This window comes from Bifidobacterium goeldii (assembly GCF_003951095.1).
Lineage (GTDB): Bacteria > Actinomycetota > Actinomycetes > Actinomycetales > Bifidobacteriaceae > Bifidobacterium > Bifidobacterium goeldii.
Map to the genome: position 1 here is coordinate 308,706 of NZ_QXGL01000001.1, position 15,239 is coordinate 323,944.

The following is a 15,239-nucleotide window of genomic DNA, read 5'->3' on the forward strand; positions in this document are numbered from 1 at the left end:
ATTGCTATGTACTGCTCGTTGAGGTAGATCGCTGCGCGTAATCTACCTCAACTGAACAGTGGTCACATCAGTCGTTGCTACCAACAGTGTGCACGTAAATGGTATCCGTGCTGCCAGCAGCGTGCTCACCCTGAGCAGAGCTCAGCACGACGATCTTGTCGCCGTCAGCCACCTTGCCAGCCTTCTTCAGGATAGTGTCGGTGTAAGCCATGAGGTCCTTGCGGGACTTGTCATGGTAATCTTCGTCCACGAAGAAGGCCTCGGTACCCCAAGACAGAGCCAGCCAGTGGTAGGTGTGCTTGTTGTTGGTGATGCCGTAGATCGGAGCAGCCGGGCGCTCGCGAGAGACGCGGTGCACGGTGTTACCAGTCTGCGTGTAAGCCACGATAGCCTTAGCGTTGAGCTTCTCTGCCAGATCAACTGCAGCAGAAGAAACAGCGCCAGTAGAAGACATGTCGAGGTTCTTCAGCTCCGGAATACGGTCAAAACCGTGCTCAGTTGCAAAGCCGGAGATGCGAGCCATCGTAGCAACAGTCACGTCCGGGTACTCGCCAACAGCGGTCTCGTTGGAGGTCATGGTTGCGTCAGCACCATCGAGGATAGCGTTAGCGCAGTCAGAAGCCTCAGCACGGGACGGCACCGGAGAGTGAACCATGGAGCCCAGCACTTCGGTAGCCACGATGACCGGCTTGGCGTACTGACGAGACAGCTCAATGATGCGCTTGGTTGCCAGCGGGACCTCTTCCAGCGGGCACTCCACAGCCATATCACCACGAGCAGCCATGATGCCATCGAACGCCTTGACAATGTCCTCAAGGTTTTCAAGAGCCTGCGGCTTCTCGATCTTGGCAACGATCGGGATACGACGGCCTTCTTCGTCCATGATTTCGTGAGCGCGATCAATATCAGTCGCGAAACGCACGAAGGACATAGCGATGATATCGGCGCCGGTACGGATGGCCCAGCGCAGATCCTCTTCGTCCTTCTCGGTCAGTGCAGGCAGGCTCACGGCCACACCCGGCAGGTTGATGCCCTTGTGGGAGGACACTGGGCCAGCCACAACAACCTTGGTGTACACGTTGTTGCCCTCAACCTTGGTGACCTCGAGACGGACCTTACCGTCGTCGATCAGGATCGGGTCGCCCGGGTGGCAATCGCCCGGCAGACCCTTGAACGTGGTGGAGGTGATGTGCTCGTCACCCTCGATGTCATCGGTGGTGATGACGAATTCTTGGCCTTCCTTAAGCTGGACCTTGTCCTCGCCCTCGGCGTTCTTCTTGAACCAGCCGCAACGAATCTTCGGGCCCTGCAGATCGACCAGCACAGCCACGTTGCGACCAGCAGCCTTAGAGGCTTCGCGCACGTTGTTGTAGACCTTCAGGTGATCTTCGGGGGTACCGTGGGAACGGTTCAGACGAGCAACGTCCATACCGGCCGCAACGAGCTTGGAAATGCCCTCAAGGGATTCGGTAGCGGGACCGATAGTGTCGACGATCTTGGCTTTACGCATGAATGCCTGCCTATTCTTGGTGGTTATTGATATCGAAGAAGCCTTACGACTTCCACTGCCAAGGGTTAGTGTACTAGCATTTTTTGCGTTGAACCAGTTTTTTCGCCGGTGTGTTGTGAGCGCTCACATTTTCGATCCCGCATAAGATGCATTCACTGCTGAGAGGCAGCCTCAACAGACTTCATCTTGACAACACTGGCAATAGCTGCCGTACCAATCGATACGATAATGACCGCCAATGAGAGCCAAGTTGGTACCTCAGGGACCCACTCAATCGGGTGGCCTCCGTTAATGAACGGCAGCGAATTGCCATGCAACGCTTCCATGATGAGCTTGACGCCGATAAAGCCAAGAACCACCGATAGACCAACTGGAAGGTACACAAGCTTGTCAAGCAATGCGCCCAGCAGGAAGTACAGCTGCTGCAAACCAAGCAATGCAAACACGTTCGAAGTGAACACGATGAACGGATCCTTGGTTAAACCGAAAATCGCAGGGATTGAGTCGAAGGCGAACATCACATCGGTCGTACCAATGGTCAAGAACACAATGAGCATCGGCGTCCAGCAGCGTACACCATTTTCAGTAGTACGCAGTTTTTCGCCATCGTAATCATTGGTGATACGAATAACCTTGCGAAGCGCACGAATCAAACCATTCTCATGGTATTCCTCATCCTCATCGCCGCCCATAACCAGCTTGAGCGCGGTGTAAATAAGAAATGCGCCGAACAGGAAGAATACCCACGTAAAACGCTGAATAATGGCCGCACCCACCAAAATGAAGCAGCCACGCAGAATCAATGCAACGGTGATACCAACCGACAACACATATTTCTGCAGCACTTTCGGCACTGCAAAGTTCGACATAATAATCACGAACACAAACAGGTTGTCAATGCTGAGCGAGTATTCAGTAAGCCAACCAGAGTAGAACTCGATAGCTGGTTTGGCGCCTGCAAACGTCCACACCAGACCACCGAAGATTAACGCCATAACCACGAAGAACGCAATATGCTGTACGCATTCTTTCGTGCTGGGCACATGAGGGCGGCGCCCAATAACGAACAGGTCGACCACAAAAAATATCGCGATCACCACAAACGTAGCGATCATAAATGCTAGAGGGGTTTCAGACATATGCCCCAGCATAGAAAGAGGCGCTGACTCACGGGCAACACACAGGTACGAGCACAGGCAACAATCTGCAAACCATACATGTCTTGCTCTTCATACTTCCAATAATGAAGAGCAAGGAAGAGGGATAGCTACACGCTCGCATAGCAGGATGCTAGTGGCTGTTGCACTCCCCCGCTCTAGTCCTGCACTGGTGCTCAATACACGGCATACCCTGCTGAGCGTCAATGCCTACTTCTGTGCTTCAGTCATTTGCCGTAGTTCCTTTTTCAGATCACGAATTTCATCGCGCAAACGAGCAGCAAGTTCAAATTGAAGCTGTTCAGCAGCAGTATGCATTTGCTCCGAAAGCTGCCGAATAAGATCCGCAAGATCCTGCGCAGGAAGACCAGCAGTAAGTATTTCCTCATGCCGCTTGTCAACTTCCTTTGCATTGGCTTTCGGCACGCCTAGATGAGTATTTCCTGCCTTACCAGCATTGCGGTAACCTCCAGCAAGCAGCGTGGCAGTATCCACATCTTCTTTGGCAAGCATGTCGTTAACATCACTAATTTTCTTAATAAGCGGCTTGGGATCAATATGATGAGCCTTGTTATATGCGATCTGCCGATCACGACGACGATTCGTCTCATCAATAGCTTCATGCATAGCTTCAGTAATCTCATCGGCATACATGATGACCGTTCCATACACATTTCGCGCTGCGCGGCCAATCGTCTGAATAAGCGAACGATAAGAGCGCAAGAAGCCTTCCTTATCAGCGTCAAGAATCGCCACGAGCGACACTTCAGGTAGGTCAAGACCTTCGCGCAACAAGTTGATGCCAACAATAACGTCGATCTTGCCTTCGCGCAGTTCGCGCAGCAACTCAACGCGACGAAGCGTGTCTACATCGGAGTGCAAGTATTCGACCTTAATACCTCGCTCAAGGAGATAATCAGTAAGATCCTCAGCCATTTTCTTGGTGAGTGTCGTGACCAGTGCACGCTCATGCCGAGCAACGCGCTCTTTGATTTCCGCCAACAAATCATCAATCTGCCCTTCAGTGGGGCGAACGTCAATACTCGGATCCACCAAACCAGTAGGACGAATGATTTGCTCAACCACGCCGTCAGAAAGGCCAAGTTCGTAATCACCAGGCGTAGCAGATAGGTATACCGTCTGGCCAACGCGGTCAAGGAATTCCGGCCACTTCAGAGGGCGATTATCCATCGCGGATGGCAAACGGAAACCATGCTCTACTAGCGTGCGCTTACGGCTCGCATCCCCTTCATACATAGCGCCAATCTGCGGCACAGTAACATGTGATTCGTCAATAACCAGCAAAAAGTCATCAGGGAAAAAGTCAAGCAGTGTATGCGGTGGCGTACCGGGCGCACGGCCATCAAAATGTCGCGAATAGTTTTCCACACCCGAGCAGACACCTACTTGAGTAAGCATCTCCAGATCGTAGGTAGTACGCATATTCAGGCGCTGAGCTTCCAACTCTTTGCCCTGCTTGCGTAGTTCAGCAAGACGCTGATCAAGCTCTTCACGGATGGTTTTCAGCGCACGCTCCATACGTTCAGGACCAGCAACATAATGCGAAGCTGGAAAAATATGGACAGAAGTCTCATGCGCGATTACGTCGCCAGTAAGCGGATGCAATGTAGAAATACGATCAATTTCATCACCGAAGAACTCGATACGAATTGCCAGTTCCTCGTATACAGGAATAATTTCAACGGTATCGCCACGCACGCGGAATGTACCGCGAGTGAAAGCAATATCGTTACGCTTATACTGCATGTCTACAAACATGCGCAGTAATTGATCGCGGTCGATTTGCTGCCCTTCCTTCAGGAACAACATACGACCGGCATACTCTTCCGGCGTGCCAAGACCATAGATACATGAGACCGTAGCTACCACTACACAGTCACGGCGTGTAAGCAGGTTAGCAGTAGCAGCATGGCGCAATCGTTCTACATCATCATTGATGTTTGAATCTTTTTCGATATACGTATCTGTCTGCGGAATGTACGCTTCAGGCTGGTAATAATCGTAGTAACTGACGAAATAGCTAACCGCATTGTCAGGCATTAACTCACGAAATTCGGCGCATAACTGAGCCGCAAGAGTCTTATTCGGTTCAAGGATTAGCGTCGGGCGCTGCAACCGTTCAATGAGCCATGCAACAGTCGCAGTTTTACCAGTACCCGTAGCACCCATGAGTACAACGTCATTCTCACCGTTTTCGATACGCCGAGCAAGCTCATCAATAGCTTGCGGCTGATCACCGGATGGCTTATATGGCGCCTTTACCACAAATGGCTTGTTGGTCCGCTCGATGTTGAAGCCCATCATTGCTCCTTTCCAACCGCAATAGTGACCATGGCCCCCTAGTCCATATCACTTGTCTGAGAAGCGTCTCACATCCACGATGCATACAATCTATCAACAACCTCGAACATTTGTTCTATGGGCTGTGTGGAATCTATGACGATATCAGCAATTGCTCGGCGCGTCGCATCATCCACTTGATGGCGAATACGATCTAACGCCTGTTCGCGTGTCATACCACGCTCCCCCATCATGCGCGCAATACGCACTGCTATTGGCGCTTCAACAGTTACTACATGATTGAAATGAAACGGAATCGAGTCGAACACTTCAGCGAGCAACGGCACGTCATGCACAATAACATGCGTCGTCTTACAGGTCATATCGTCGCTAACACACGATTGGCACACTTCACGTTCAAGCCGTCGTGCTTGCGCGTAAATCAACGGATGCTCGATGGCATCAAGCCGCTCACGCGCCCCCACGTCAGCATTGCGTCCAAACACATGCTCTGCCATCCAGGCGCGGTTCAACGAGCCATTGGCAGATAATGCTGCTGGCCCGAATTCGTCCACAATACGCGCAAGTCCTTCGCTGCCGGGAGCCACAATTAGGCGTGCTAATGCGTCATAGTCAATCACTGTCGCGCCTAAATCGCGTAAGTGGGCTGATACTGTACTCTTGCCTGCAGCGATTCCACCAGTTAACCCTATGCGTTGTATCACGGTTGCCATTGTGCCACACTCTCTTACGACTTCTACCAGCGACTCGAGCAGCATTCCCAGCATATACGCGAAGAGCCCGACCCCATATGGGATCGGGCTCCTTCATCAGGCCGACGAATCAGACTGAATCGCTTCTTCTCTACTCAGGCGAAACTCACTTGCCGAGCAGCTGGTCGCGCAGGGCGGCAAGCTGATCGGAGTCAGCAAGGGTACCGGTGGAGGTGTTGTCAGAGGAGTAGTTGGACACTTCCTCGACCTTCTCCTCCTTCGGAGCCTGGCCATCGGCTGCAGCGGACTCAGCAGCGTTCTCGAGCTCCTTGGCAACGAATGCCTTGTGCTCTTCCCACAGCTCGTGAGCGGCCGCGTACTGGGACTCCCACTCTTCGCGCTGCTTCTCGTAGCCAGCAATCCACTCGTTGGTGTTCGGGTCGAAGCCTTCAGGGTACTTGTAGTTGCCCTGCTCATCGTACTCAGCCGGCATGCCGTACAGAGCCGGATCAAAGTCCTCAGAAGCCGGATCGACGGAGTCGTTGGCCTGCTTGAGGGACAGGGAGATACGACGACGATCGAGATCAACGTCAATCACCTTGACGAACACTTCTTCGCCCGGCTTGACGACGGTCTCCGGGTTCTCCACGTGGCGGTTAGCCAGCTCGGAGATGTGCACGAGGCCTTCGATGCCATCTTCAACGGAGATGAACACACCGAACTGCACGATCTTGGTGACCTTGCCCTTGACGATCTGGCCAGGAACGTGGGTGCGAGCGAAGCGCTGCCACGGATCCTCCTGGGTCGCCTTCAGGGACAGGGAGATACGCTCACGATCGAGATCAACGTCGAGCACCTCGACGGTGACCTTGTCGCCAACCTTGACAACCTCAGACGGGTGGTCGATGTGCTTCCAGGAGAGCTCGGAAACGTGGATCAGGCCGTCCACACCGCCGAGATCGACGAATGCACCGAAGTTGACGATGGAGGACACCACACCTTCGCGGATCTGGCCCTTCTTGAGCTGCGAGAGGAAGGTCTCGCGCACTTCGGACTGAGTCTCCTCGAGGTACTGGCGGCGAGACAGGACCACGTTGTTGCGGTTCTTGTCGAGCTCCAGGATCTTGGCCTTGATCTTCTGGCCGATGTACGGGGACAGGTCGCGCACGCGACGCATTTCGACCAGGGATGCCGGCAGGAAGCCACGCAAACCGATGTCCACGATGAGGCCACCCTTGACAGCTTCGATGACGGTGCCTTCGACAACGCCATCAGCTTCCTTGATCTTCTCAATGTCGCCCCAAGCACGCTCGTACTGAGCACGCTTCTTGGACAGAATCAGACGGCCTTCCTTGTCTTCCTTGGTGACGACAAGGGCCTCGATGGTGTCGCCGACCTCGACGACCTCGTCAGGATCAACGTCCTTCTTGATGGAAAGTTCGCGGGAGGGGATCACACCCTCAGTCTTGTAGCCGATGTCCAGGAGGACCTCGTCGTGATCGATCTTAACGACGGTACCCTCGACCAGATCACCATCATCGAAGTTCTTGATGGTGGAATCGACTGCCTTGATGAAGTCCTCTTCGGTGCCGATGTCGTTGATGGCGACCTTGGCGACTTCAGTATTGTTCTCTGCCATGTAGTTAATGGTTTCTCAATAGATGGATGGATAATTACTCGATATTCAGTTATGCGCGCATCTGTTAAGACACGCAAAAATCAAGAATACAGTCAGCCATGCCCAAAATCTCGGGCGTGTCGCACAGAACATGAAACGCCTGCGATGCATGACACGCCCGACACTGTTGTAAGTCTCAGCTAGGAATCAGTGCAACTGTCGCTCAGCCATCTCTACAACGTTAGCGAGCAGCATGGCGCGGGTCATCGGGCCCACTCCACCAGGATTTGGCGAATAGGCGGAAGCCTTCTCATAGCAAGCCTTGTCTACATCGCCCTTGACACGCCAGCGTCCAACCTCTTCATCAAATACGCGAGAAACACCGACGTCAAGCAGCACAGCACCGTCACGAATCATGTCAGGCTTCACAAATCCAGCCGAGCCCATTGCCGCAACAATCACATCAGCACGGCGCATGTGATCAGCAACATCTTTCGTGCCAGTGTGGCACAGCGTAACTGTTGCATTCACAGCGCGGCGAGTGAGCATCAAGCCAATCGTACGGCCGATGGTGATGCCGCGACCGAGCACACATACTTCTTTACCGTTGAGATCAATATCGTATGCGCCAAGCAGCTCAATCACACCGCGCGGTGTACATGGCAACGGCGTGGTGATCTCGCCGCCTACATGCAATACGAGTTCGCCCAAGTTATATGGGTGCATGCCATCAGCATCTTTGGCTGGATCAATCAGGTCGATAACCGCGTTTTGGTCAATACCGCGAGGCAGCGGCAGCTGCACGATGTAACCAGTGCACGCCGGATCAGCATTCATGTCGCGTACAGCATCAGCGATTTGTTCAAAAGTGGCATCCGCTGGCAGTTCATGTTTGATTGAGCGCACACCAATTTCTGCACAATCCGCGTGCTTACCGGCCACATATTTCACCGATCCTGCGTCGTTGCCCACAAGCAGTGTTCCCAGCCCTGGTTCGATACCTTGTTCTTTGAGCTGTGCAACGCGTGCTGCCAGATTCGCTTTGATATTCGCTGCTGTGAGCTTACCGTCGAGTTTGATGGTCATGTGCGTCCTTCCGTGCCGTGCATCCATTCCTCGCAACGATAGGCTATCGTGGACTCAGGTCAACGAAATTACGACCCCCAAAGGGCACACTCGAAGAAGGCGCGCTATGAAGACTCACTCGCATCGTCTGCTGACTGCAATGGCGGCCGTTTTGGCTACCGGTATGCTGCTGTCCGTCAGCGCCTGTGGAACGGCATCGAACACACAATCGCAAAACACCGCTAAGCCGGAGGCAACAGGCCCGATTGAGGTTGTTGCGTCCGTGAATCAATGGGGCTCATTGGCTAAGCAAATCGGCGGCGATGATGTTTCTGTCACGTCGATTTTGAGTTCTACTGCTGTCGACGCGCATGATTTTGAGCCAAAGACCTCTGATATTGCGAAGTTGCAGAAAGCTCAGATTGTCGTCACCAACGGTGCTGGATATGATGCTTGGGCAACCAAGTCGCTAGGTCGTAATGCGGTGAGTGTCTCCGCTGCACAAACGGTGGGCGCTATGGAAGGCGACAACCCGCATCTGTGGTTCTCAAAGGATGCGCGCAATGGCGTTGCTGAAGAGCTCACTGAAGCGTTTTCCAAGGTGTTGCCTTCGAAGAAGAAAGCATTTGCAACGCGTTTGGCCGCATGGAAAAAGCAAGAAAAAACCATTGAACAGGCAATGGATGATTTCTCTGCCAAGCATAAAGATGCTAAGTATGGTGCAACGGAAGCGGTTGCTTACTATCTCATGAGTGATATGGGCTTCGAAGATGCTACCCCTAAAGGCTATGCGCAATCTTCTGCTTCGGAGGGCGAACCTGCGCCTGCTGATTTGCAAGAGTTCCAAGCATTGATCGAATCGCGTGACATTGACGTGCTGATTAACAACACGCAGGAAGCAAGTGATGCCACCAATATGTTGACTGGCACTGCTGGCCGTTCAGATGTTCCAGTGTTTGATATCAGCGAGCAGTTGCCCGATGATCAAAGCAGCCTTACTGATTGGATTGCCGACCTTGTCAGCAAGTTAACTGACGTGATCGATGAGGCATCAGCGGCTGAGGACGATACGGACGCCGATACTCAGAATGACACTACTAGCGAGACGCAATCTGACGGCTCCGATGGCACCGCAGGAGATTCTTCTGACACGCAGACGCAAGATGATAGTGCCGCTACAACACAGGATTCCTCGCCCGACGGCGAGCAACCGGATCCTGGCAAGTGATCACCGCTTCGTCAGTGTGCATTGTCAAACCGCAGGTTGTTTACCTGCGGTTTTTTATTACCGTATCGATGTACGTAACCCTCTGATTTGTTCATAGCTTCACACCTTCCTTATTGAAAATGATTGTCATAGTCTTTTGCAATAATCGACCGAAGAACAGGCTGATCGTAACCAGCAAAGTCCTTAAGATCATCAGCAATTGGAGGCACGTATGGGCGGCGACACCACCACACACTCCGAGCATGAGTGCATCGTGTTCGATAACGCCGCTGTAAAACGCGGCGATCGCATCATTTGGCATCACGGAAGCTTCACGATCCCCTATGGGTCAGTTACCGCAATTGTTGGCACAAACGGCACCGGCAAAACCACCATGATGAGAGCAGAACTTGGCCTGCAACCACTCGCCGATGGAACACTCACCGTTCTAGGAAAACCAGCCGGCACCATGAATCGGCAGATTGGCTATGTGCCGCAAAGCTACACTTCTGACATTGATTCAAACCTAACCGCCGAGCAATCAGTACTTCTCGGACTGACCGGCACACGATTCGGCATCCACCCAGTTACCAAAGCACAACGTGCTAAAACGCATGAAGCAATGGCATTCGTGGGCATTGCCGACAAAGCTGAATATCGTCTTTCTCAACTCTCTGGAGGCTTAAGGCAACGCGTTGCCATCGCGCAAGCACTGGTTGCTGATCCAAAGCTGCTGATGCTGGACGAACCATTAGCCAACCTTGATCTTGCCAGTCAACGCGCAGTAGTACATGTACTTGCACGCCTCAATAAAGAATTAGGCATGACGATCCAAGTAGTCGCGCACGATTTGAACATGCTGCTGCCAATCCTCACCGGAGCGGTATACCTGCTTGACGGTCACCCGCACTACGCCGCCATGAACGATGTTCTCGATTCAAGTCTGCTGACTCATTTGTACGGCACCAAAGTTCAAGTCGTCACCACACCACAGGGAGACATGTTCGTAACTCCTACGCCAGATGAAGCCGACGATGTAATCCCAGATACGCATGATCCGCGCGAAGTAGCTCGATTCCACCGTCACGAATATCATCACGACACAAATCCAGGGGCATAAGTATGAACGACGTTACTTTTTCTTTTGATCCCGACTGGCTGAGCACACTGACGCTGCCATTTATGACCAACGCTTTTTTGGCAGGATTGTGCATTGCACTCGCAGCAGGCGTAATGGGATATTTCACTATTGCACGTCATTCAACGTTTGCCGCGCACGCATTAGCGCACATCGGTTTGCCAGGTGCTACCGGCGCTGTCCTTCTTGGACTGCCAGTTTCTTTGGGAATGGGCGTATTTGCGCTCGGTGGTGCGCTCGTTATTGGTGCGCTCGGTAAACGTGCTACACAACGCGAAATTGCCACTGGTACCGTGCTGGCATTTGCCACCGGTCTGGGCCTGTTTTTTGCACGACTCTCAAGCTCGGCGTCACAGCAAATGCAGTCAATCTTGTTTGGCTCAATTCTGACAATCACCACTGATCAAATCATCGGTTTTGCGATCTTCGATGTGCTGCTACTCGCGGTCCTTGCGGTTATCTATCGACCATTACTATTCAGCTCCGTAGATGAACAAGTAGCGCAAGCAAAAGGCGTGCCAATTGGCATGATGAATGTGGCATTCATGGCAATTATGGCCGGTGTGATTACGATCGCTGTACCTGCTGTAGGCACATTGCTGATCTTCGCGCTCGTTATTACGCCAGCGGCCGCAGCCAATACTCTGGTGACATCGCCGCTGAAAGCAATGATCGTGGCTGGCATACTCTGCCTCGTGTCAATTTGGGGTGGGCTCGTACTGTCCGCGATGTTCCCCGCTCCCCCAAGCTTCATTATCGTGACACTATCCACCCTGTTCTGGGCCGCCGCTAAAGGTGTGGATTCGCTCAAGCACCGCTGAGCGTATTGCCGGATCACAGTACCAACGCAAACGCTGGTACTGTGATCAGCTATCAGCTCCGACGCTCAATCAGCGCATTGGCAATAGCCGCAATGCCTTCTCCTCGCCCAGTAAAACCCATATGATCGGTAGTCGTAGCGGTCAGCGAAACTTGGCAACCAATCGCTTCAGACAAGACTCGTGCTGCTTCATCGCGACGAGTTCCAATTTTTGGACGATTGCCGATAATTGCTACAGAAGCTGACACTGGCACAAACCCGCGCGCAGCGAGATACTCAATAGTTTCGCGCAGCATATCCACACCATGCATTCCCGCACCATGCGCTGTAGCTCCCACGCCAAACAATGAGCCAATATCACCTAAACCGGATGCAGCTAATAAGGCATCGATAAGCGCGTGAGCAGCCACATCACCATCAGAATCACCCTCAATGCCATTGCCATCCCACAGCAAGCCCGCGAGCCAGAGCGGTCGGTGAGTGTCGGGCGCAGCAAAGCGGTGTGCATCAAATCCTTGCCCTATTAGCATTCTTGGCTTTTCTCCTTGTCCAATACACATGTCCAATGAACAGGTGCTGTGCTTACAACACCATATGAAACGGCTTGCACAAACTAGAAAACGCTCGGGAATTGTAAGAAAAGTCTAGTGTTCTTACAGTTCCCGAGCGTTTTGAAGTCAATCACTGTGCTGCCGTATTGCTCAACACGATTGGCAAGCGTCCATGCTTACTTACGCTTCGACTTCTTGTTCTCCGCTTCCAGACGCGCCAGCGTATCGCCAGCAGCTTCCTCAGGAGCCTCAGTATGATGCTTCTCATCGCCAGGCTGCGGCGGCTCATAACCAAGGTTGACGTCAAGCAAACGCTGAATTTCAGTCTCGTCGAGATCTTCAGACAAGGCAATTTCAGAAGTCAGAATACTGCGCGCGCGAGTGAGCATACGCTTCTCGCCAGCAGACAGGCCGTGTTCATCAACATCACGCTGAGACAAATCACGCACTACTTCAGCGATCTTATTCACATCACCAGTAGCCAGTTTCTCAACATTCAGCTTGTATCGACGAGACCAGTTCATCTCTTTCTCGACGATCGGGGTACGCAGGATCTCAAATACCTTCGCAACCTCGTTTGCATCAACAATGTCACGCACGCCGACCTTTTGCGCGTTTTCGACTGGAACGTTGATAACCAAACCGTCGGAGGACAGTACGGACAACTGCAAGTACTCCCTCGTCACGCCCTTCACCACACGTTCGGTAATGGCCTCCACCCTGGCCGCGCCGTGGCGCGGATAGACGACCATATCGCCGACCTTGTACCCCATGAATCCTCCGTGAAAAATTACACAAAACCTTATCGATTATGCCATGTAGCCAGGACTGCACAATAAGGCCGACGCGACGCGCCCTAAATACCAAATTCTGGCATGTCTCGTATTACCCTCTTGGTTATGGATACTAACACGAACATCAATGAAGATACCGTCCCTGTGCCCGTCGATCAGAGCAATCTGAACGCGGTAAGCAACGCGACGTTCTACAACCCCCATGAGATCCTCGGCGGTCATCTCGGTACTGGCGCGCAAGAGTCGAAGGTTACCATTCGTGTGCTGCGCCCATTAGCTAAGGCCGTGTCCATCATCACCAGCGATGGCGAGACTGCAGCTACACACGAATACAACGGCGTCTTCGTAGCGGTACTCGATGCTGAACGTAACGAGCACGGTTGGGGTGTGCCTGACTATCGTGTGCGCACCACGTACGCGAACGGTGAGACGCTCGTTGAAGACGACCCTTACCGCTACCTGCCTTCCATTGGCGATATGGACACCTATTTGTTTGGCGAAGGGCGTCACGAGCGTCTTTGGGAAGCGCTCGGCGCTCATGTACGTCGATTTGATGATCCGATGGGCGGTGCAGACGGCACTGCCGGCCAGCAGGTAGTCGGCACGTCCTTCACCGTGTGGGCACCTAACGCTCGCGCCGTACGCGTGGTCGGAGATTTTAACGGCTGGGATGGCCGCCGTCACGCAATGCGTGAACTCGGCTCCTCCGGCGTATGGGAAATCTTCATCCCAGGCGTGCAGGCTGGCGAGGTGTACAAGTACCACATTCTTAACGCCAACGGCGAATGGAAGATGAAGGCCGACCCGATGGAACGCTCGCATGAGATTCCTCCGGCAACCGGTTCTATTGTCGTCGATTCCACCCATGAGTGGAATGACAAGGCATGGATGGAGCACCGTCGTGCCACGGATCCACACGCTGGCCCGGTCAGCATTTACGAAGTGCATGCTGGCAGCTGGAAGAAGGGTCTGAAGAACTATCGCGAATTGGCTGATGAGCTCGTTGACTATGTAGTCAAGGAAGGCTTCACTCACGTGGAGTTTATGCCGTTGGCTGAGCACCCGTTCTCCGGTTCGTGGGGTTATCAGGTTACTGGCTACTATGCGGTGGATTCACGCTTGGGTGGCCCGGATGACTTTAAGTATCTGGTTGACAAGTTCCACCAGGCTGGTATTGGCGTCATCATGGACTGGGTGCCTGCGCACTTCCCGAAGGATGATTTCGCGCTAGGTCGCTTCGATGGCACGCCGTTGTATGAGGATCCTGATCCGCTGCGCGGCGAGCACCCTGACTGGGGCACGTACGTGTTTAACTTCGGCCGTCATGAGGTGCGCAACTTCTTGGTTGCTAACGCATGCTTCTGGCTTGACGAGTATCACGTTGACGCCCTGCGCGTTGACGCTGTCTCTTCGATGCTGTACCTCGACTACAGCCGTCAGCCTGGCCAGTGGCGTCCGAACATTTATGGCGGACGTGAAAATCTTGAGGCTATTGACTTCCTTAAGGAAGCGAATGCTACTGCGTACAAGAACAATCCTGGCATCATGATGATCGCTGAGGAGTCCACTGCATATCCTGGCATTACCGCGCCTACGAGTGCTGGCGGCCTAGGCTTTGGCCTCAAGTGGAACATGGGCTGGATGCACGATACGCTCCAGTACTTGCACGAGACACCGATCAACCGTAAGTGGCACCACAATGAAATCACCTTCTCGATGGTGTACGCCTACTCGGAGCATTACGTGCTGCCAATCAGCCATGATGAGGTCGTGTACGGCAAGGGTTCACTGTTTGGCAAGATGCCAGGCGATGATTGGCAGCGTTACGCTGGCGTGCGCGCACTGTTTGCGTACCAGTGGGCACACCCTGGCAAGAAGCTCTCCTTCATGGGCAATGAAGTTGCTCAGTGGGGTGAGTGGGATCATGATGGCTCTGTCGACTGGGCGGCGCTTGAGTGGCCTGATCATCAGGGCGTGCAGAAGCTGGTCGCTGATCTGAACGAACTGTACAAGGCCTCTCCGGCAATTTGGAGCCAGGACTTCGACCCTGCCGGCTTCCAGTGGCTGACAAGTGACGATGCTGATCACAACACGCTGAGCTTCCTTCGTGTTGGCAAGGATGGCGAGCAGCTGGTTGTTGTCGTCAACTTCTCCGGTGAAGCATGGGAAGATTACCAGGTTCCGCTGCCGAGTGGCGGCCGCTGGACTGAAGTATTGACCACTGATGATAAGAAGTACGGCGGTTCTGACATTCATAACGGCACGTTCGAAGCAGTCAAGGGTGAATATCATTCACGCGATTGGTCAGCGAAACTCACCATTCCGGCTCTGGGGGCGGTATTCTTGAAGCCGGAAAACTGAAAGG

Annotated in this window: 12 protein-coding genes; 4 read left to right on the forward strand and 8 right to left on the reverse strand. The window is 53.1% G+C overall.

Annotated elements, in window-relative coordinates; all coding sequences use genetic code 11:
* Window positions 1-67 precede the first annotated feature (67 nt).
* From pyk to D2E25_RS01515, 6 genes are all read right to left on the reverse strand, one after another.
* On the reverse strand, window positions 68-1,510 hold the full coding sequence (gene pyk / locus D2E25_RS01490; protein WP_125979279.1) for a pyruvate kinase: 1,443 nt from the start codon (window positions 1,508-1,510) through the stop codon (window positions 68-70).
* A gap of 152 nt (window positions 1,511-1,662) precedes the next feature.
* Window positions 1,663-2,649 carry a TerC family protein gene (locus tag D2E25_RS01495; protein WP_125979280.1) on the reverse strand — a complete coding sequence of 329 codons (987 nt, stop codon included), beginning with the start codon at window positions 2,647-2,649 and terminating at the stop codon, window positions 1,663-1,665.
* Between the two features lie 228 nt (window positions 2,650-2,877).
* Complete coding sequence (gene uvrB, locus D2E25_RS01500) at window positions 2,878-4,989, reverse strand: excinuclease ABC subunit UvrB (RefSeq protein ID WP_125979777.1); 2,112 nt, start codon at window positions 4,987-4,989, stop codon at window positions 2,878-2,880.
* A gap of 68 nt (window positions 4,990-5,057) precedes the next feature.
* Window positions 5,058-5,702 (reverse strand): dephospho-CoA kinase, encoded by a 645-nt coding sequence (gene coaE / locus D2E25_RS01505; RefSeq protein WP_206430710.1) that lies wholly within the window; start codon window positions 5,700-5,702, stop codon window positions 5,058-5,060.
* A 145-nt stretch (window positions 5,703-5,847) separates the two neighbouring features.
* Window positions 5,848-7,320 carry a 30S ribosomal protein S1 gene (gene rpsA / locus D2E25_RS01510; protein WP_125979281.1) on the reverse strand — a complete coding sequence of 491 codons (1,473 nt, stop codon included), beginning with the start codon at window positions 7,318-7,320 and terminating at the stop codon, window positions 5,848-5,850.
* Window positions 7,321-7,506: 186 nt separating this feature from the next.
* Window positions 7,507-8,385, reverse strand: a complete 879-nt coding sequence (locus tag D2E25_RS01515) for a bifunctional methylenetetrahydrofolate dehydrogenase/methenyltetrahydrofolate cyclohydrolase (RefSeq protein ID WP_125979282.1) — start codon at window positions 8,383-8,385, stop codon at window positions 7,507-7,509.
* 106 nt (window positions 8,386-8,491) lie between these two features.
* Here D2E25_RS01515 and D2E25_RS01520 point away from each other — a divergent pair, with 106 nt between their 5' ends.
* The 3 genes from D2E25_RS01520 (at window position 8,492) to D2E25_RS01530 (ending at window position 11,530) form a co-directional block, all read left to right on the forward strand.
* Window positions 8,492-9,592: a metal ABC transporter solute-binding protein, Zn/Mn family gene (locus tag D2E25_RS01520; protein WP_125979283.1), complete on the forward strand. Its 1,101-nt coding sequence runs from the start codon at window positions 8,492-8,494 to the stop codon at window positions 9,590-9,592.
* A gap of 211 nt (window positions 9,593-9,803) precedes the next feature.
* Entirely contained in the window at window positions 9,804-10,691 is an 888-nt protein-coding gene (locus tag D2E25_RS01525; RefSeq protein WP_125979284.1) for an ABC transporter ATP-binding protein, read from the forward strand.
* 2 nt (window positions 10,692-10,693) lie between these two features.
* A complete protein-coding gene (locus D2E25_RS01530; protein ID WP_125979285.1) occupies window positions 10,694-11,530 on the forward strand; it encodes a metal ABC transporter permease in 837 nt (278 codons plus the stop codon).
* A gap of 52 nt (window positions 11,531-11,582) precedes the next feature.
* On the opposite strand, the gene ispF is transcribed toward D2E25_RS01530, so the two are convergent.
* Both ispF and D2E25_RS01540 read right to left on the reverse strand, forming a co-directional pair.
* Window positions 11,583-12,059, reverse strand: a complete 477-nt coding sequence (ispF, locus tag D2E25_RS01535; RefSeq protein WP_125979286.1) for a 2-C-methyl-D-erythritol 2,4-cyclodiphosphate synthase — start codon at window positions 12,057-12,059, stop codon at window positions 11,583-11,585.
* 197 nt (window positions 12,060-12,256) lie between these two features.
* A complete protein-coding gene (locus tag D2E25_RS01540) occupies window positions 12,257-12,853 on the reverse strand; it encodes a CarD family transcriptional regulator (protein WP_125979287.1) in 597 nt (198 codons plus the stop codon).
* 126 nt (window positions 12,854-12,979) lie between these two features.
* Here D2E25_RS01540 and glgB point away from each other — a divergent pair, with 126 nt between their 5' ends.
* Window positions 12,980-15,235 carry a 1,4-alpha-glucan branching protein GlgB gene (gene glgB / locus D2E25_RS01545; RefSeq protein WP_125979288.1) on the forward strand — a complete coding sequence of 752 codons (2,256 nt, stop codon included), beginning with the start codon at window positions 12,980-12,982 and terminating at the stop codon, window positions 15,233-15,235.
* Window positions 15,236-15,239 lie beyond the last annotated feature (4 nt).